Genomic DNA, 18078 nt, shown 5'->3' on the forward strand with positions numbered 1-18078 from the left:
CTCACTCTCTCTCCATATTCAGCGGGAAATGACAGGCGTAGAGATGATTTTTCGCCCCGGTCAAACGCGGCGTTTCAATACATTCGCGCTGCGCATACGGGCAGCGTGGCCCCAGACGGCAGCCGATAGGCAATTGTTCCAGCAACGGGATGGCTCCGGGCATGGTATTCAGACGACTTTTGTGCGGCATGGCGCTCCCAAAGTCGGGAATGGCGCGGATCAGCGCCTGGGTGTATGGGTGATGTGGCGTCGTCACCAGCTCTTTGCTCGGCGCGGTTTCCACCGTCTGACCACAGTACAGCACGTTAATTTTATCCGCCCACTGGCTGAGCATTTGCAGGTCATGGCTGATCAGCAAAATGGTGGTATTGCTGTTCTGATTCAGCCGCGTTAGCAGGCGGAAGATCTGCGCCTGGGTGGTCGGTTCCATCGCGTTGGTCGGTTCGTCCGCAATCAGCAGTCGCGGTTGATTCGCCAGTGCGATGGCGATCATCACTTTCTGGCATTCACCGTCGGTCAGTTCATACGGAAAACTGCGCATGGCGTCTTTATGATCTTTAATCCCCACCCGGTGCAGTAATTCAATGGCGCGACGTTTCCGCCAGCCAATACGCTGCCACCAGCGGCCTTTATAGGTCCATGCGGGAATGTTTTGCATCAATTGGCGCCCCACGCGCTCGGATGGATCCAGACACGATTGCGGCTCCTGGAAGATCATCGAAACGTTATGTCCCACCAGTTTGCGTCGTTCACGCGGTGAAAGACGTAGCAGGTCGATATCGTCAAAACGCATCCGGTCGGCGGTGACGCGCCAGTTATCTTTGGCAACACCGCAGATGGCTTTGGCGATCAAACTTTTACCGGAACCGGATTCACCTACCAGCCCACGGATTTCGCCTTCGCTGAGGGTCATACTGACGCGGTCAACGGCTTTGACCCACTCTTCGCCCGTTTTGAACTCAATAGTCAGGTTGCGAATATCCAGTAATGGCATTATTCCACCCCCGCGATAATGGCACGGCGAACTCCGTCACCTAACAGATTCACCAGCAGGACGCTGATCATGATCGCGGCACCGGGCAGCATCACCGTCCATGGTGCAACGTAAATCAGCTCCAGCGCATCGCCCAGCATCGCACCCCATTCCGGCGAGGGGAGTTGCGCGCCAAGATCGAGAAAACCGAGCGCGGCGATATCCAGGATCGCCATCGACAGCGCACGGGTGATTTCGGTGATCAATCCCGCGGTAATGTTGGGCAATATGGCGAACCAGAGGATGTTCAGCGTTGAGGCGCCATCCAGACGCGCCGCGATGACATACTCTTTTTCCAGTTCGTCATGCACCATGCTGTAGACCGAACGGACCATGCGTGGCAGCAGCGCCAGCCAGACGGCAAACATGGCGTGGGTCAAATGCGGCCCGGCGAAGGCGACGACGATAATCGCCAGCAGCAGCGACGGGATCGACAGCAGAGTATCAAGAATATGGTTCAGCACGGCGGAACGCAGACCGTGCGTTGCTCCCGCGACCACGCCGAGAAACAGCCCGCACAGCGTTGCGGCGAGGGTAACGACAAACGCGCCGCCTACGGTGGGGGCCGCGCCGCTGAGCAGACGGCTCAGGACATCGCGACCCAGATCGTCAGTACCGAGGAAGAAGGAGACTTCGCCATAGCGTGACCAGGAGGGCGGCAGCAACTGATAGCCGAGGAATTGCTGATCGATACCGTACGGCGCAAACCAGTTGCCGAACAGGCATAACACCACCAGTCCTGCGCAGCCGTACAGACCCACCATTGCCGTGGTATCGCCATAAAATTTGCGCCATGCGGTGCGCAGCGTACCCGGCGGGCGCTTTTCGCTGTAAACGCTATCGTAAGGCATACCATTCCTTATGTTTCAGAGGGTTAGCCATAGCACCCAAAATGTCGGAAATCACGTTAACGATGATGACCAGCGAACCAATCACCATCACGCCGGCGGAAATCGCCGCATAATCCTGCTGGCGGATGGCGTTGATCAGCCAGCGACCGAGGCCCGGCCAGCTAAAGACCATTTCGGTGATCATCGCCAGCGTCAGCATGGTTGAGAACTGCAGGCCGAGACGAGGGATCACCGGTGGTAAGGCGTTATGCAGTACATGGCGGCGCAGGATCGTAAACCGCGACAGACCACGCGTGGCTGCAGCCTTCACGTAGTTCTGATCAAACACTTCGATGGTACTGATACGCATCAGGCGAATCACTTCCGTGGTCGGCGCAACTGCCAGCGTCAGCACCGGCAACACCATGTGCCGCACGGCGCTCATCACCATCTCATCGCGCCAGGGAGAATCAGAGATCCAGGCGTCGACAATGGCCAGACCGGTGACCGGCTTCACTTCATAGAGCAGATCGAATCGTCCAGACACCGGCAGCCAGCCGAGGGTCAGGGAAAAGAAAAGGGTCAGCAGGAGCGCCAGCCAGAACACGGGGATTGAAAAGCCGAGCAGGGCGAGGGCGCTAATCAAGCGATCCTGCCACTTGTTGCGGGTGATACCCGCCAGCATACCCACCGGGATCCCCACCATTAACGCAAAGCCGAACGCCAGCGTGCATAGCTCCATCGTGGCCGGGAACACCTCTTTAAGCTGTTCAGAGATAAGCTGTCCATTGATGCTGGAGACGCCAAAGTCCCAGTGGATAAGGCCATTGAACCAGAATACCCACGCATTCCATAGCGATGCGCCTTGTAGCGGCGCATGCGGTGTAAAATAGCTCAGACTGAAGCCGATAAAGGTCAGAAAAAACAGCGTAACCATCAGCAACAGCAAACGACGCAAGGTGAAGATAATCATGGCTTTTTCACCTCATCTTTTTTTTCGCGCGACACGCCGGCGAAAGAGGCGTTACCAAACGGGCTCAACACCAGGCCTTTAATATCATATCGATAAGCCTGCAGTCGCAGTGACGAGGCGAGCGGCAGAATGGGTAATTCTTTGGCGAGGATGTTCTGCGCTTCATCATACGCATCAATACGTGCAGAAAGCTGCTGAGAAGAGAGCGCTTTACGTAGTATGTTGTCGAACTCCGGATTGCACCAGTGGGCAAAGTTAGTCTGTGAATTGATGGCCGCACAGCTGAGCAACGGACGGAAGAAACTGTCCGGATCGTTACTGTCGGTTGCCCAGCCGGATAACGTCAGATCATGGTTCATGTCCATCAACCGCGCCTCCTGGAAACGACCTTCAACCGGTACAATCACCACTTTCACCCCAACCTGGGCCATATCCGCCTGGATAAGCTCAGCGGTTTTCAGCGGACTGGGGTTCCACGCCTGCGAACTGGTTGGCACCCACAGTCGTAGCGTCAGATTCTCCAGCCCCAGCGCTTTGAGCTGCTCACGGGATTTGGCCGGATTGTATTCTGTTATTTTAGCCTCGTTGTCATACGCCCACGAAGCGCGAGGTAAAATAGAGGCCGCCGTTTCCGCCGTGCCGTAATAGATAGACTGCATCAGACGCTGGTTATTTATGGACAGCGCCAGGGCGTGGCGAACCGCCGGATTATTCAACGGGGGTTTGTCGGTGTTAAACGCCAGGTAGGCAATGTTCATCCCAGGACGCAGCGTCAGACGCAGACGCGGATCGTCACGCAGGATCGTTAACTGGCTGGCGGCCGGCCAGGCCAGCACATCACATTCACCGGTAAGCAGCTTTGACAAGCGCCCGGTTCCGCCAGATCCCAGATCCACCACCACCTGCGGCATCAGCGGCTTACCCCGCCAGAATTTTTCATGACGTTGCAGGCGGATGTATTGCCCGGCGCGATACTCAGAAAGCTGGAACGGACCGGTACCGACCGGCTGGCGGTCGAGCTGCTCCTGACGATCCTGTTTTGTTAACTGCGCGGCATATTCGGCTGACATTACGGAGGCGTAATGGGTCGCCAGGTGCCATAAGAAAGACGCGTCCGGTTGCGTCAGACGAAACTCAACGGTGTTATTATCAAGCTTACGCACGCTCTGTACGTTATCGGCGAACTGCAGGCTGTCGAAATAGGGGAAATTGCCGCCATTGATGTTATGCCACGGGTGGTTGCGATCGAAGATGCGCTGAAAGGTAAAGACCACGTCGTCGGCATTCAGTTTACGCGTTGGTGTAAACCACGCCGTTTTTTGAAATGCGACGTCACGACGCAGATGGAAACGGTAGGTTGCACCGTTATCCAACACCTCCCAGCTTTCCGCCAGTTCCGGGACCAGACGATAGGTATAGGGATCAACATCCAGCAGCCGGTCATAGAGCTGGGCGGCAAGGGTGTCAACGATCAGTCCGCTGCTCACTTTCTGCGGATTAAAGGTGTTGACCTGCCCACTCACGCAATAGACAAAGCCACTGTCGCGGATATCTTCCTGTGGGGCAGTTTCAGGCGCAGCAGCAGCCTGACCACTCAGAAGTCCAGCCATCACGATCAGAGACGATAAAACCAGGCGCATAATTTTTAAGGTTTTTAGGTACGATTTGCAAAGTGTATCGCACTATCGCCCGCCAGGTACAAATGTCTGCGGGCAACTGGCGTAAATATGCGCAATCAGGAGGCGGGAAGCGCTAAATCTGATGTTTTTTGAGCAATGCGCGCAACTGGTGATAGGTTAGCCCCAATAACTCCGCCGCCCGTTTCTGGTTAAATTTTGCCTGTTGCAGACTGGTTTGCAGTAATGCTTTCTCCTGTTGCTGTTGAAATTCGCGTAAATCGAGGGGCAGTGAGGGACCCGTTGCCGTGGTTTCTGCAACGGCGCGAGCCGGCGCGTGGCGTTTGAAGGGGTCGATCACAATCTCATCCAGCGGCTCCTCACTGGTACCATGCCGGTATACCGAACGCTCGACGACGTTTTTTAGTTCGCGGATATTTCCCGGCCAGCCATAGTTCAACAGCGTCTCTCTGGCATGCGACGTAAAGCCGGGGAACAGCGGCAGACGAATTTCACGGCACATCTGAATGGCAAAGTGTTCCGCCATGAGCATGATATCCGCCTGACGCTCACGCAGCGGCGGCAGTTGCACTACATCGAACGCCAGGCGGTCCAGCAAATCTGCCCGGAAGGACCCTTCGTTAACCATCGTCGGAAGATCCGCATTGGTGGCGCAAACCAGACGCACGTTCACCTGCAACGGTTGACTTCCGCCGACACGCTCGAGTTCGCCGTACTCAATCACTCTGAGCAGTTTTTCCTGCACCAGCATTGGCGCAGTGGCGAGCTCATCCAGAAACAGTGTGCCGCCGTCGGCCCGTTCAAAACGCCCGGGATGGCGCTTTTGTGCGCCGGTAAACGCGCCAGCTTCATGACCGAACAGTTCGCTGTCGAGCAGGTTTTCATTCAGCGCCGCGCAGTTAAGCGAGATAAACGGCCCCTGCCAACGAGAGGAGAGGTAATGCAGGCGATTGGCAATCAGCTCCTTACCGGTACCGCGCTCGCCGATGATCAGTACCGGCTTGTCCAGCGGTGCGAGGCGGGAAACCTGCTCCAGCACCTCCAGAAAGCTGTTGGCTTCTCCTAACAAATTATCTTTGTATTCTGCCATGATGAATTTCGCCATATGTTAGTGTATTTCACCACTTTACGCTGTTTTCTTGTCGAGGTAAAACTATCCATCTCGTTAAAAATCAATACGTTGAAAACTTGGCACGCAGATTGTATTAGAGAATCAGCAGGGCATCGCCCGACATCAGAAAAATGTGAGGATAGAATTATGGGTATTTTTTCTCGTTTCGCCGACATCGTGAATGCCAACATCAACGCGCTGCTTGAGAAAGCGGAAGATCCGCAGAAGCTGGTTCGTCTGATGATTCAGGAAATGGAAGATACGCTGGTTGAAGTGCGTTCCAATTCGGCACGTGCGCTGGCGGAAAAGAAACAGTTATCACGCCGCATCGAACAGGCGACGGCTCAGCAGTCAGAGTGGCAGGAAAAGGCGGAACTGGCGCTGCGTAAAGAGAAAGACGATCTGGCTCGCGCTGCGCTGATCGAAAAACAGAAGCTGACCGATCTGATTGGCAATCTGGAGCATGAAGTGACGCTGGTCGACGATACGCTGACGCGCATGAAGAAAGAGATTGGCGAGCTGGAGAATAAACTCAGCGAAACCCGTGCCCGTCAGCAGGCGCTGACGCTGCGTCATCAGGCCGCCAGCTCATCCCGTGACGTGCGTCGTCAACTGGACAGCGGTAAGCTGGATGAAGCGATGGCGCGTTTTGAATCCTTCGAGCGTCGCATTGACCACATGGAAGCAGAAGCTGAAAGCCACAACTTTGGTAAACAGAAAACGTTGGACCAGCAGTTTGCCGACCTGAAAGCGGATGATGAAATCAGCGAACAGCTGGCACAGCTGAAAGCTAAAATGCAGCAAGACAAGCAATAATAATACCTGGCGGTGCCCGAACGCGCCGCCGCTCATTACCTGTAAGGAGTACTCATGAGCGCGCTATTTCTGGCCATTCCGTTAACCATCTTTGTGCTGTTTGTGTTACCGATTTGGTTATGGCTGCATTACAGCAACCGTTCCAGCCGCGGGGAGTTATCGCAAAGCGAACAGCAACGTTTAGTTCAGTTGACCGACGACGCGCAGCGCATGCGTGAACGTATTCAGGCGCTGGAAGATATTCTCGATGCGGAACATCCGAACTGGAGGGATCGCTAATGGGCGGTATTGATCTGAACAAAAAATTATGGCGCATTCCACAGCAGGGCATGCTGCGGGGCGTGTGCGCGGGGATCGCGCAGTATCTTGATGTGCCGGTGAAACTGGTGCGCATTTTAGTGGTGTTGTCGATCTTTTTCGGGCTGGCGTTTTTCACTCTGGTCGTCTACATCATTCTGGCGTTTGTGCTCGATCCCATGCCGGACAACCTTGCCGCAGACGAGCAGCAACCGTCCAGCGGTGAGCTATTAGATATTGTCGATAGAGAACTGGCGGCAGGGGAGAAACGCTTACGTGAAATGGAGCGTTATGTCACCTCCGACACGTTTACCTTGCGTAGCCGTTTCCGTCAGTTGTAAGTCATATAAGAGGGCTGAGATGAACAATCGCTGGCAACGCGCCGGGCAAAAGGTAAAACCCGGTATGAAAATAGCAGGTAAGCTGGTGCTACTGACCGCGCTGCGCTATGGCCCGGCAGGGGTAGCAGGGTGGGCGGTGAAATCCGTCGCCCGACGTCCGCTGAAAATGTTGCTGGCGTTGGCCCTGGAACCGGTTTTGAGCCGTATGGCGGCGAAACTCTCAAAACGTTACGCCGGGCGTTAACCGCAACCCGTTATTACAGTAACAATTAAATCACATCTGAATTATTAATTTGCGGCAGCTCACAAATACGATCGTTGGGCTGCGCATTTCCTGTTGATTTCCCCCTTAAACACCGTTAACTGCATTGACAGCTAATTTTTGCGGGAGTAGTCTCCTTATCCATGGGACCGCTACCACGGAAATGTAAAGTGAGTCATAAAATAAAGTGTTACCTGAATGACATCTATGGTGAGACATTTACAGTATTGCACTACGAAGTACTGAAGGCTCGCATGGATAAATCTTGTCATTTAATTAATAAAAAACGCAAATTGCATTGGGATGAGAGTGATGTCGTCCTGATTACCTATGCCGATCAATTTCGAAGTGATGACCATAAGCCTCTGCCAACGTTTAATCTGTTCTATCGGCAATGGCTGGAAACGATATTTTCACATGTTCATTTATTACCTTTTTACCCGTGGTCATCTGATGATGGATTCTCAGTAATTGATTATCTTCAGGTCGCAAAGGAAACAGGAGAGTGGAAGGATATTGATGAACTTGGTCAGTCCTGTAAACTGATGTTTGATTTCGTTTGCAACCATATGTCAGCGAAAAGCGAATGGTTCAAAAGCTATTTAAATAAGAATCCTGAGTTTGACAATTTCTTTATTTCCATGGACCCTGCGGTTGATCTCAGCGCCGTCACGCGTCCACGCGCACTCCCGCTGTTGACCCCATTCACGCTGACAGATAATACAATTCGACATCTCTGGACCACCTTCAGTGACGATCAGATAGACCTGAACTATGCGAATCCTGACGTGCTGATCGCGATGGTTGATGTGTTACTCACCTATCTGGAAAAAGGGGCCGATTATGTCCGACTGGACGCCGTGGGCTTCATGTGGAAAGACCCTGGCACATCGTGTATTCATTTGCCAAAAACCCACAAGCTAATCAAACTGTTTCGCGCTATTGCTGATGACGTCGCACCGGGAACGGTGATTATTACGGAAACCAACGTACCGCATCAGGACAACATTTCGTATTTCGGTAATGGCCTGGATGAGGCGCAAATGGTGTATCAATTTTCGCTTCCTCCGCTGGTGCTTCACGCCGTTCATCGGCAGGATGTATCAGCGTTATGTCGCTGGGGCGCGTCATTGCAATTGCCCTCCCGTCAGACCACCTGGTTCAATTTTCTTGCTTCGCATGACGGCATCGGGCTTAATCCGCTGCGCGGCCTTTTGCCGGAAGATGAAATTTTAAAACTGGTGACAGAATTACAACAGGAAGGGGCGCTCGTAAACTGGAAAAATAATCCTGATGGCACGCGTAGTCCCTATGAAATAAATGTCACATATATGGATGCGCTCAGTCCTCAGTGCGCCAGTGATGATGAACGCCTCAATCGATTTTTACTTGCCCATGCCATATTACTCTCTTTTCCTGGTGTGCCCGCGATCTATATTCAGAGTATGCTGGGGTCGAGAAATGATTATGAAGGGGTGAAAACGCTCGGCTATAATCGCGCGATTAATCGTAAAAAATATAACGCTGAAATGATGGCGGCAGAACTGGAAGATGAAAATAACTTTCGCAGTGGTGTATATCATAAGTTATCACGACTGATTAGACTTCGCAGAAATAATAAAGCCTTTCACCCGGGTAGTCATTTCGAGATAACCGCGATCTCATCCGCTGTGATGCAAATTAAGCGTGAGTCTATTCAGGGTGAACGCATTACTGCGCTATTTAACATCAGTGATAAGAATCAAAAAATAACTTACAACGGTCAAGAGGGATTTGACCTCATCAGTAGAGTAACTATTTCTGATGAGGAAATAACGCTGCACCCCTGGCAGATTATGTGGATTAAAAAATAAAAGGAACGTCTGATGCTCAAAACGAAAATTGTGCTGCTATCAGCACTGGTTTCCTGCGCCCTGATTTCAGGATGTAAGGACGATAAATCCGCTCCAGTTTCAATTGAGTTTATGCACTCCTCGGTGGAACAAGAGCGCCAGGCTGTCATTTCGAAACTAATTGAACGCTTTGAAAAAGCGAACCCGGGGATCAGCGTAAAACAGGTGCCAGTGGAAGAAGATGCTTACAACACAAAAGTGATCACCCTGGCGAGAAGCGGCTCGTTACCTGAAGTGATCGAAACCAGTCATGACTATGCCAAAGTGATGGACAAAGAATCGCTTATCGACCGGGATGCGGTGGCGAATGTGATCCATGAGGTGGGTAAGACAGCATTCTATGATGGTGTATTACGCATAGTGCGTACCGAAGATGGCGAGGCATGGACAGGTGTACCGGTCAGCGCCTGGATAGGCGGTATCTGGTATCGCAAAGATATCCTTGCGAAAGCCAGCTTGCCTGAACCCAAAAACTGGCATGACTTGCTGAATGTCGCACAAAAGCTAAACGATCCCGCCAGCAAGAAATATGGCATCGCACTGCCCACGGCAGAGAGTGTGCTTACCGAGCAGTCCTTCTCACAGTTTGCGCTTTCCAATCAGGCCAACGTTTTTGACGCACAGGGAAAAATAACCCTCGACACGCCAGAAATGGCACAGGCGCTGGAATATTATCGTTCGCTTGCCAAAAACACGATGCCCGGTTCTAACGACATCATGGAAGTGAAAGATGCCTTTATGAACGGTACTGCGCCGATGGCAATCTATTCAACCTATATCCTTCCTGCGGTGATCAAAGAGGGCAATCCGCAAAATGTCGGATTCGTGGTCCCGACGGAAAAAAACGCGGCGGTTTACGGCATGCTGACCTCGCTTACCATCACGGCGGGCCAGAAGTCTGAAGAGACTGAAGCGGCTGAGAAGTTTGTGGCGTTTATGGAGCAGGCAGACAACATTGCGGACTGGGTGATGATGTCACCTGGCGCGGCGCTGCCGGTGAATAAAGCCGTGGTAGAAACCGCGACATGGAAGGATAACCCTGTCATCAAAGCATTAGGTACGTTGCCTGATCAACTCATTGCCGAATTGCCCAACGTTCAGGTGTTTGGGGCGGTGGGCGATAAAAACTTTACCCGCATGGGGGACGTCACCGGATCCGGCGTGGTGAGTACGATGGTGCATAACGTCACGGTTGGAAAGGCCGATCTCCCTGCAACCCTCATGGCAAGCCAGAAAAAGCTGGATGACCTTATCGAGCAACGCTAACAGGGAAATGGAACGCCGTGATGAAAAGGTTTTTTTCAGGTCGCTCTGATATGCCGTTTGCCATGCTCCTCCTGGCGCCCAGCCTGCTGTTGCTGGGCGGTCTGGTGGTCTGGCCGATGGTTTCGAATATTGAAATCAGCTTTATGCGGTTGCCGCTTAACCCGCGCATTGAATCCACCTTCGTCGGACTGAGCAACTACACCCGTATTTTAGCCGATCCCGGCTTCTGGCATTCGCTGTGGATGACCGTCTGGTATACCGCGCTGGTCGTGCTGGGAAGTACCGCGCTCGGGCTTGGCGTAGCGATGTTTTTTAATCGCGAATTCCGTCTGCGTAAAACGGCGCGTTCACTGGTGATCCTCTCCTATGTCACGCCGTCCATTTCGCTGGTTTTCGCGTGGAAGTACATGTTCAACAGCGGTTACGGCATCGTGAACTATCTCGGGGTCGATCTCCTGCATCTGTACGATCAGGCACCGCTGTGGTTCGACAACCCCGGCAGCAGCTTTGTTCTGGTGGTGTTGTTCGCCATCTGGCGTTACTTCCCGTATGCCTTTATTTCGTTTCTGGCGATTTTACAAACCATCGATAAATCACTGTACGAAGCCGCCGAAATGGATGGCGCGAATGTCTGGCAACGTTTTCGGATCGTGACGTTGCCCGCCATTATGCCGGTACTGGCGACCGTGATTACGTTACGCACCATCTGGATGTTTTACATGTTCGCCGATGTTTATCTGTTGACCACCAAAGTCGATATTCTCGGCGTGTATCTCTATAAAACAGCCTTTGCCTTTAATGATTTAGGAAAAGCGGCGGCAATTTCCGTGGTGCTCTTCGTCATTATTTTCGCAGTCATCCTGCTAACCAGAAAACGGGTGAACCTCAATGGCAACAAATAAGCGCAGGTCAGAACGTGTCGGTTTTTACTGCGGATTAATCGTCTTTTTGATCATCACGCTGTTTCCCTTTTTCGTGATGCTGATGACCTCGTTCAAGAGTGCGAAAGAGGCGATATCGCTCCATCCCACGTTGTTACCGCAGGACTGGACGCTGGAACACTATATCGACATTTTTAATCCGCTGATTTTTCCCTTTGTCGATTATTTCCGTAATAGCCTGGTGGTGTCTGTTGTTTCTTCGGTGGTGGCCGTGTTCCTTGGCGTGCTCGGTGCCTATGCGCTCTCGCGTTTGCGCTTTAAGGGGCGGATGACCATTAATGCCAGTTTCTACACCGTATATATGTTCTCTGGCATTTTACTGGTGGTGCCGCTGTTCAAAATCATCACTGCGCTGGGTATTTACGACACGGAAATGGCGCTGATTGTCACCATGGTGACTCAGACGTTGCCCACCGCGGTATTCATGCTGAAAAGCTATTTCGACACCATCCCGGATGAGATAGAAGAAGCGGCGATGATGGACGGTCTGAATCGTCTGCAAATTATCTTTCGTATCACCGTGCCGCTGGCGATGTCCGGGCTGGTTTCGGTGTTTGTCTACTGCTTTATGGTGGCCTGGAACGACTATCTGTTTGCGTCAATTTTCCTCTCCAACGCCAGCAATTTCACCTTACCTGTCGGCCTGAATGCCTTATTCAGCACGCCGGATTATATCTGGGGACGCATGATGGCGGCGTCACTGGTGACGGCGTTACCGGTCGTCATTATGTATGCGCTTTCGGAACGTTTTATTAAGAGTGGTTTGACCGCTGGTGGCGTGAAGGGCTAAAGCGGCCTGTTTAATCAAGGAGTTGTAAATGAAAAAGTTAGTAGCGACGGCACCGCGTGTTGCGGCACTTGTGGAGTATGACGATCGCCCGGTGCAGGCAAATGAAGTGAAAATCCGCGTACGGTTTGGCGCGCCGAAGCACGGTACAGAAGTGGTGGATTTTCGAGCCGCCAGCCCGTTTATCAATGAAGATTTTGACGCCCAGTGGCAGATGTTTATGCCGCGTGCGGAAGGCGCACCGCGCGGCATCGAATTTGGTAAGTTTCAGCTCGGTAATATGGTGGTCGGCGACATTATCGAATGCGGGCAGGATGTCACTGACTACGCCGTGGGCGACAGCGTTTGCGGTTACGGCCCTTTAGCCGAGACGGTCATTGTTAACGGCGTGAACAATTATAAACTGCGCAAAATGCCGCAGGGAAGCTCATGGAAAAATGCCGTCTGCTATGACCCGGCTCAGTTTGCGATGAGCGGCGTGCGTGATGCCAACGTGCGAGTAGGGGATTTTGTGGTCGTCGTTGGTCTCGGGGCGATTGGCCAAATCGCGGTACAGCTGGCGAAAAAAGCGGGTGCAACCATGGTGATTGGTATTGACCCGATTAGCCATCGCTGTGATATCGCCCGTCGTCACGGCGCTGACGTCTGTTTGAACCCGATTGGTAACGATGTCGGTAAAGAGATCAAAGCGCTCACCGGTAAGCAGGGCGCGGATGTGATTATCGAAACCAGTGGCTTTGCAGATGCATTGCAATCGGCGTTACGCGGGCTGGCCTACGGCGGCACCATCTCCTACGTCGCGTTTGCCAAGCCGTTTGCGGAGGGATTTAACCTGGGACGCGAAGCGCATTTCAACAACGCCAAAATTGTTTTCTCCCGCGCCTGTAGCGAACCGAATCCGGACTATCCGCGCTGGAACCGAAAACGCATCGAAGAAACCTGCTGGGAATTGCTAATGAACGGTTATCTGAATTGTGACGATCTCATCGACCCGGTGGTGACCTTTGCCAACAGTCCGGAAAGCTATATGCAGTATGTCGACAGACATCCGGAACAGAGCATCAAAATGGGCGTCACCTTTTAATTAACAGGGAAGAAAACAGATGAAGATTGGTACTCAGAATCAGGCATTTTTCCCGGAAAACATCCTGGAGAAGTTTCGTTATATCAAGGAGATGGGCTTTGATGGTTTTGAAATTGACGGCAAACTGCTGGTCAATCACCTCGATGAAGTCAAAGCCGCCATCAAAGAAACGGGCTTGCCGGTGACGACCGCCTGTGGCGGCTATGACGGTTGGATCGGCGATTTTATCGAAGAACGTCGTCTGAATGGCCTGAAGCAGATTGAGCGTATTCTCGAAGCCCTGGCGGAAGTGGGGGGACAAGGCATCATTGTGCCTGCCGCATGGGGGATGTTCACGTTCCGCCTGCCGCCGATGGTCTCACCGCGAAGTCTCGAAGGCGATCGCAACACGGTCAGCGACTCGTTACGCTATCTCGACAAGGTGGCGGCACGCACCGGAACCACCGTCTATCTGGAGCCGCTTAACCGCTATCAGGATCACATGATCAACACGCTGGCAGATGCCCGTCGCTACATCGTCGAAAATGGGCTGAAGCATGTGAAGATTATCGGCGATTTCTATCACATGAATATTGAAGAAGATGACATGGCAAAAGCGCTGCACGATAACCGGGATCTGCTGGGTCATGTGCATATCGCAGATAACCACCGTTATCAGCCGGGTACGGGGACGCTGAATTTCCGTCGGCTGTTTGACCAATTGCGTGAAGACAATTATCAGGGTTATGTGGTGTATGAAGGCCGGGTTCGCGCAGAAAATCTGTCTGAAGCCTACCGTCAGTCATTGGCCTGGTTGCGTACCTGCTAAGAGGTGGCCGTGAAAAGTGCAATGACACACTCTCCGCTGCGCGTCGCCATTATTGGCGCCGGACAGGTCGCGGATAAGGTTCATGCTTCGTATTACTGTACGCGTGAGGATCTGGAACTGGTGGCTGTTTGTGACAGCCGCCTGTCTCAGGCACAAGCGCTGGCGGAAAAATACGGTCAGGCGCAGGCCTGGGAGGATCCCCAGTTGATGCTGAAAGCGGTGAAGCCCGATATCGTAAGCATCTGTTCGCCCAATCGCTTCCACTTTGAACATACCCTGTTGGCGTTAGAGGCGGGTTGCCATGTGATGTGTGAAAAGCCGCCTGCCATGACGGCGGAACAGGCACTGATCATGTGCAAGACCGCGCGTCGGATGGGGAAAGTGCTGGCCTATGATTTTCACCATCGTTTTGCCCTGGATACCCAATTGCTGCGTGAACAGGTCACAACGGGTGTGCTCGGTGAGATTTACGTGACCAACGCCAGAGCGTTGCGTCGCTGCGGCGTGCCCGGCTGGGGAGTCTTCACCAATAAAGCCTTACAGGGCGGCGGACCGCTAATCGATCTTGGCGTTCATATGCTGGATGCGGCGATGTATGTCCTGGGTTTTCCGCTGGTGAAACGGGTTTGGGCGCATAGCTTCCAGAAAATCGGCACACAGAAGCATTGTGGTCAGTTTGGTGAGTGGGACCCTGCGAACTATACCGTTGAGGATTCACTCTTTGGCACTATTGAGTTTCATAACGGCAGCATCCTGCGTCTGGAAACCGCCTTTGCGCTGAATATTCCTGAACAATCCATCATGAATGTGAATTTTTGTGGTGATAAAGCGGGAGCGACACTGTTTCCCGCCCAGGTGTATACCGATCGAAATGGCGAACTGGAGACGCTTTTTACGCGTGAGCAGGCTGACGATCAGCGCCATTTCCGCAGTATGGAAGCCTTTGTAAACCATGTGCAGGGTCAGGCGATCACCATCGCGGATGCGGAGCAAGGCTTCGTGATACAGCAGTTGGTCGCGGCGCTTTATCAGTCAGCCGAAACAGGGATGTGTGTGGAACTATGAGCAAACCAGTTACCTTATCAGAACCGGGTTTTAGCCCACACCAGTTGAATAAATACGCCTCTTTGCTGGCATTGGGTAACGGTTACATGGGGATCCGTGCCAGTCACGAGGAAGCTTATACCCTGCAAACGCGGGGGATGTATCTGGCGGGTTTGTATCATCGGGCGGGCAAGGACGATATCACGGAACTGGTGAATCTCCCTGACGTGACGGGGATTGATATCTTCCTGAATGGCGAGCCTTTCTCTTTACTCAGTGGAACGCTTGAACGCTGGCAGCGTGACATCAATTTCGCGACCGGCGAACTGGTGCGGTCACTTATCTGGCGTGCGCCGGACGGCGAGCGATTTGCGATTGAAAGTCGTCGTTTCGCCTCGGCGGACCAATTACCGTTGCTGGCGATGACATTATCCATCACGCCGCTTGATGGGGATGCCACGATAGCGCTTTCTACCGGGATCGACGCGACAATGACCAACCATGGTCGCCAGCATCTGGATGAGAAGCAGGTGCGTGTCTTTGGCCAACATCTTTTACAAGGGCTCTATACCACTCAGGATGGCGTGAGCGATATCGCCGTTTCGACGCATTGTGCTGTCAACGGGGAGGAGCAGCCCTGCTTCACGGCAAAAGAACGACGACTGATGCAGCATACCCACGCGCAGGTGAAAGCGGGTGAGCGACTGACGCTGGAAAAACTGACCTGGCTTGAGTGGACAACGGGACGCGAGGTGTCTCTCGACACCTGGGGACAGCGCGAACTCAGGCGTCTTGAAGCCTGTGCTGATCAGGGGTACCAGGCACTGTTGGCGCAATCTGCGGCTAACTGGCAAAACTGGTGGCAACATCATCGGGTGCAGGTGAGCAGTGTTAACGCAGACGATCAGCGCGCGCTGGATTTTGCGCTCTATCATCTGCGCACCATGACGCCTGTTCATGATGAGCGTTGCAGTATCGGCGCGAAAGGACTGACCGGAGAAGGTTACAAGGGACATGTTTTCTGGGATACCGAGGTATTCCTGCTACCGTTTCATCTGTTCACGGAACCGACGATAGCACGGAATTTATTGCGTTATCGCTGGCACAACCTGGCGGGAGCACGCGAAAAAGCGCGCAAGAATGGCTGGCAGGGTGCGTTGTTCCCGTGGGAAAGCGCGCGGAGCGGGAATGAAGAGACGCCGGAGTTTGCCGCCATCAATATCCGTACCGGTTTACGCCAGAAGGTCGCTTCCGCACAGGCGGAGCATCACCTGGTGGCGGATATCGCCTGGGCCGTCGTGAATTACTGGCAGGCAACAGGTGACGAGGCTTTCATGTCCCGTGAAGGGCTTACGTTGCTGCTGGAAACGGCGCGGTTCTGGATCAGTCGTGCCATTGAGGTGAATGGCCGGCTTGAAATTCATGATGTTATCGGTCCTGATGAATATACCGAACATGTGAATAATAACGCCTTCACTAACTACATGGCGTCTTACAACGTCAGTCAGGCACTGCATTTCGCTCACCACTTTGGCTGTACGGATGACGTATTTACCGCGCGCGCGAAGCATTTTTTACAGCATCTCTGGCGCCCCGAAGTGCAGACTGACGGCATATTGCCCCAGGATGACGGGTTTCTCAGTAAGCCCGTCATTGACCTGGCAAAGTACAAGGCAAAGGCCGGCAAGCAAACGATCCTGCTGGATTACTCACGGGCGGAAGTCAATGAGATGCAAATCCTGAAACAGGCGGATGTGGTGATGCTGATGTACATGCTCCCGGCGTTATTCACCCCGGATGTCTGCCAGGCCAACCTGAATTTCTATGAGCCTCGCACAATCCATGACTCCTCTCTGAGTAAAGCCATTCATGGGATTGTGGCGACACGTTGCGGCAATTCCCGTCAGGGCTATCAGTTCTGGCGAGAGGGGGCGAAGATTGATCTTGGCGATGATCCGCACAGTTGCGATGACGGCATTCATGCTGCTGCAACAGGGGCCATCTGGCTGGGAGCGATTCAAGGCTTTGCCGGGTTAACGGTATGCAACAGCGAGTTGCACCTCAATCCTGCGTTGCCTGATGACTGGCAGCAACTTACGTTTCCTTTGTACTGGCAGGGAAGTGAAATCACGATTTGTCTGAACCACCAGCGTGTTCATATCAAAAGCACGTCGCCGGTGACGCTCTTTCTGAAAGGGATGCCGGTTACCGTGGCGAACGACTACAGTGCCTCACTGACTGAATTTATTTTGCCTGCTGATGGGACCGCTACCACACACAAGGAGGGTGAATGAAACCCCAGGCAATTGTGTTTGATCTCGATGGTGTCATTACCGATACCGCACATTTGCATTTTCTTGCCTGGCGACAGATTGCCACAGAGCTAGGGATAGCTATTGATGAGGTGTTCAACGATACGTTGAAAGGCATCAGTCGCGGCGAATCACTGCGGCGTATTTTGCGCCACGGCGGAAAAGAGGATGCTTTCACTCAGGCTGAGTGCGACCAAATCGCAGCCCGCAAAAATGCGCGATATGTCGATTCACTACAGACGCTGACACCACAAGCGGTATTGCCTGGCATCCGCGAACTGCTGGGAGAGTTGCGTGCTGAACAGGTTAAAACGGGACTGGCGTCAGTCTCGCTTAATGCGCCGGCGATCTTACAGGCGCTTCAGCTAACGCGCTGTTTTGATTTTTGTGCCGATGCTGCACGAGTTCAACGCTCAAAACCGGATCCGGAAATTTTTCTGGCGGCGTGCCGCGGCCTGGACGTTAACCCGCATGAATGTATTGGGATTGAGGATGCGCAGGCGGGTATTGACGCGATCAACGCCTGTGGTATGCGTTCCGTGGGGATCGGTTTCAACTTAACCGGTGCTGATTTGCTGCTTCCGACAACGGACTGTCTGACGTGGTCACGATTATCGGCTTTCTGGCAACACGACAAATAAAGG

At 53.0% G+C, this 18078-nt stretch carries 18 protein-coding genes; 13 read left to right on the forward strand and 5 right to left on the reverse strand.

The genetic code is table 11. The features are described 5' to 3' along the window. Nucleotide 1: 1 nt before the first annotated feature. The 5 genes from sapD to pspF form a co-directional block, all read right to left on the reverse strand. Nucleotides 2-994: a putrescine export ABC transporter ATP-binding protein SapD gene (gene sapD / locus KE671_RS14305; protein ID WP_206163469.1), complete on the reverse strand. Its 993-nt coding sequence runs from the start codon at nucleotides 992-994 to the stop codon at nucleotides 2-4. Further along, a complete protein-coding gene (gene sapC / locus KE671_RS14310; protein ID WP_043000550.1) occupies nucleotides 994-1884 on the reverse strand; it encodes a peptide ABC transporter permease SapC in 891 nt (296 codons plus the stop codon). Before sapC ends, sapD begins: the two co-directional genes overlap by 1 nt. Beyond that, nucleotides 1871-2836, reverse strand: a complete 966-nt coding sequence (gene sapB / locus KE671_RS14315) for a peptide ABC transporter permease SapB (RefSeq protein ID WP_061077654.1) — start codon at nucleotides 2834-2836, stop codon at nucleotides 1871-1873. Before sapB ends, sapC begins: the two co-directional genes overlap by 14 nt. Further along, on the reverse strand, nucleotides 2833-4476 hold the full coding sequence (gene sapA, locus KE671_RS14320) for an ABC transporter substrate-binding protein SapA (protein ID WP_206163470.1): 1644 nt from the start codon (nucleotides 4474-4476) through the stop codon (nucleotides 2833-2835). The genes sapB and sapA overlap by 4 nt, the downstream gene beginning before the upstream one ends. Nucleotides 4477-4588: 112 nt before the next feature. Further along, nucleotides 4589-5563, reverse strand: coding sequence for a phage shock protein operon transcriptional activator (gene pspF, locus KE671_RS14325; protein ID WP_206163471.1), 975 nt, complete (start codon nucleotides 5561-5563; stop codon nucleotides 4589-4591). 168 nt (nucleotides 5564-5731) lie between these two features. Between pspF and pspA the strand changes: the two genes are divergently transcribed. The 13 genes from pspA to pgmB all read left to right on the forward strand — a co-directional run bounded on the left by pspA (nucleotide 5732) and on the right by pgmB (nucleotide 18075). After that, nucleotides 5732-6400: a phage shock protein PspA gene (gene pspA, locus KE671_RS14330; RefSeq protein ID WP_102601724.1), complete on the forward strand. Its 669-nt coding sequence runs from the start codon at nucleotides 5732-5734 to the stop codon at nucleotides 6398-6400. Between the two features lie 54 nt (nucleotides 6401-6454). Then, entirely contained in the window at nucleotides 6455-6679 is a 225-nt protein-coding gene (gene pspB / locus KE671_RS14335; RefSeq protein ID WP_042318763.1) for an envelope stress response membrane protein PspB, read from the forward strand. After that, a complete protein-coding gene (pspC, locus tag KE671_RS14340; RefSeq protein WP_206163472.1) occupies nucleotides 6679-7038 on the forward strand; it encodes an envelope stress response membrane protein PspC in 360 nt (119 codons plus the stop codon). The genes pspB and pspC overlap by 1 nt, the downstream gene beginning before the upstream one ends. A 19-nt stretch (nucleotides 7039-7057) precedes the next feature. Beyond that, a complete protein-coding gene (pspD, locus tag KE671_RS14345; protein ID WP_206163473.1) occupies nucleotides 7058-7282 on the forward strand; it encodes a phage shock protein PspD in 225 nt (74 codons plus the stop codon). Nucleotides 7283-7443: 161 nt separating this feature from the next. Beyond that, nucleotides 7444-9153 (forward strand): sugar phosphorylase, encoded by a 1710-nt coding sequence (locus KE671_RS14350; RefSeq protein WP_241029870.1) that lies wholly within the window; start codon nucleotides 7444-7446, stop codon nucleotides 9151-9153. A 12-nt stretch (nucleotides 9154-9165) separates the two neighbouring features. Then, nucleotides 9166-10458 carry an ABC transporter substrate-binding protein gene (locus KE671_RS14355; RefSeq protein WP_206163475.1) on the forward strand — a complete coding sequence of 431 codons (1293 nt, stop codon included), beginning with the start codon at nucleotides 9166-9168 and terminating at the stop codon, nucleotides 10456-10458. Nucleotides 10459-10478: 20 nt separating this feature from the next. Then, complete coding sequence (locus KE671_RS14360) at nucleotides 10479-11360, forward strand: carbohydrate ABC transporter permease (protein WP_206163476.1); 882 nt, start codon at nucleotides 10479-10481, stop codon at nucleotides 11358-11360. Further along, on the forward strand, nucleotides 11347-12189 hold the full coding sequence (locus tag KE671_RS14365) for a carbohydrate ABC transporter permease (RefSeq protein ID WP_206163477.1): 843 nt from the start codon (nucleotides 11347-11349) through the stop codon (nucleotides 12187-12189). Before KE671_RS14360 ends, KE671_RS14365 begins: the two co-directional genes overlap by 14 nt. A gap of 28 nt (nucleotides 12190-12217) precedes the next feature. Further along, on the forward strand, nucleotides 12218-13270 hold the full coding sequence (locus KE671_RS14370) for a zinc-dependent alcohol dehydrogenase (protein ID WP_206163478.1): 1053 nt from the start codon (nucleotides 12218-12220) through the stop codon (nucleotides 13268-13270). A 19-nt stretch (nucleotides 13271-13289) separates the two neighbouring features. After that, nucleotides 13290-14078: a sugar phosphate isomerase/epimerase family protein gene (locus KE671_RS14375; RefSeq protein ID WP_206163479.1), complete on the forward strand. Its 789-nt coding sequence runs from the start codon at nucleotides 13290-13292 to the stop codon at nucleotides 14076-14078. Nucleotides 14079-14087: 9 nt separating this feature from the next. Continuing rightward, on the forward strand, nucleotides 14088-15143 hold the full coding sequence (locus KE671_RS14380) for a Gfo/Idh/MocA family protein (protein WP_206163480.1): 1056 nt from the start codon (nucleotides 14088-14090) through the stop codon (nucleotides 15141-15143). After that, a complete protein-coding gene (locus KE671_RS14385; RefSeq protein ID WP_206163481.1) occupies nucleotides 15140-17416 on the forward strand; it encodes a glycoside hydrolase family 65 protein in 2277 nt (758 codons plus the stop codon). Before KE671_RS14380 ends, KE671_RS14385 begins: the two co-directional genes overlap by 4 nt. Continuing rightward, nucleotides 17413-18075, forward strand: a complete 663-nt coding sequence (gene pgmB / locus KE671_RS14390) for a beta-phosphoglucomutase (RefSeq protein WP_206163482.1) — start codon at nucleotides 17413-17415, stop codon at nucleotides 18073-18075. Before KE671_RS14385 ends, pgmB begins: the two co-directional genes overlap by 4 nt. Nucleotides 18076-18078 lie beyond the last annotated feature (3 nt).

The organism is Citrobacter amalonaticus, from assembly GCF_018252635.1.
GTDB classification, from domain to species: domain Bacteria; phylum Pseudomonadota; class Gammaproteobacteria; order Enterobacterales; family Enterobacteriaceae; genus Citrobacter_A; species Citrobacter_A amalonaticus_E.

Coding starts and splice junctions, on each gene's coding strand:
- sapD (WP_206163469.1), bottom strand. CDS start 994: ATGCCATTACTGGATATTCGCAACCTGACTATTGAGTTCAAAACGGGC.
- sapC (WP_043000550.1), bottom strand. CDS start 1,884: ATGCCTTACGATAGCGTTTACAGCGAAAAGCGCCCGCCGGGTACGCTG.
- sapB (WP_061077654.1), bottom strand. CDS start 2,836: ATGATTATCTTCACCTTGCGTCGTTTGCTGTTGCTGATGGTTACGCTG.
- sapA (WP_206163470.1), bottom strand. CDS start 4,476: ATGCGCCTGGTTTTATCGTCTCTGATCGTGATGGCTGGACTTCTGAGT.
- pspF (WP_206163471.1), bottom strand. CDS start 5,563: ATGGCAGAATACAAAGATAATTTGTTAGGAGAAGCCAACAGCTTTCTG.
- pspA (WP_102601724.1), top strand. CDS start 5,732: ATGGGTATTTTTTCTCGTTTCGCCGACATCGTGAATGCCAACATCAAC.
- pspB (WP_042318763.1), top strand. CDS start 6,455: ATGAGCGCGCTATTTCTGGCCATTCCGTTAACCATCTTTGTGCTGTTT.
- pspC (WP_206163472.1), top strand. CDS start 6,679: ATGGGCGGTATTGATCTGAACAAAAAATTATGGCGCATTCCACAGCAG.
- pspD (WP_206163473.1), top strand. CDS start 7,058: ATGAACAATCGCTGGCAACGCGCCGGGCAAAAGGTAAAACCCGGTATG.
- KE671_RS14350 (WP_241029870.1), top strand. CDS start 7,444: ATGGGACCGCTACCACGGAAATGTAAAGTGAGTCATAAAATAAAGTGT.
- KE671_RS14355 (WP_206163475.1), top strand. CDS start 9,166: ATGCTCAAAACGAAAATTGTGCTGCTATCAGCACTGGTTTCCTGCGCC.
- KE671_RS14360 (WP_206163476.1), top strand. CDS start 10,479: ATGAAAAGGTTTTTTTCAGGTCGCTCTGATATGCCGTTTGCCATGCTC.
- KE671_RS14365 (WP_206163477.1), top strand. CDS start 11,347: ATGGCAACAAATAAGCGCAGGTCAGAACGTGTCGGTTTTTACTGCGGA.
- KE671_RS14370 (WP_206163478.1), top strand. CDS start 12,218: ATGAAAAAGTTAGTAGCGACGGCACCGCGTGTTGCGGCACTTGTGGAG.
- KE671_RS14375 (WP_206163479.1), top strand. CDS start 13,290: ATGAAGATTGGTACTCAGAATCAGGCATTTTTCCCGGAAAACATCCTG.
- KE671_RS14385 (WP_206163481.1), top strand. CDS start 15,140: ATGAGCAAACCAGTTACCTTATCAGAACCGGGTTTTAGCCCACACCAG.
- pgmB (WP_206163482.1), top strand. CDS start 17,413: ATGAAACCCCAGGCAATTGTGTTTGATCTCGATGGTGTCATTACCGAT.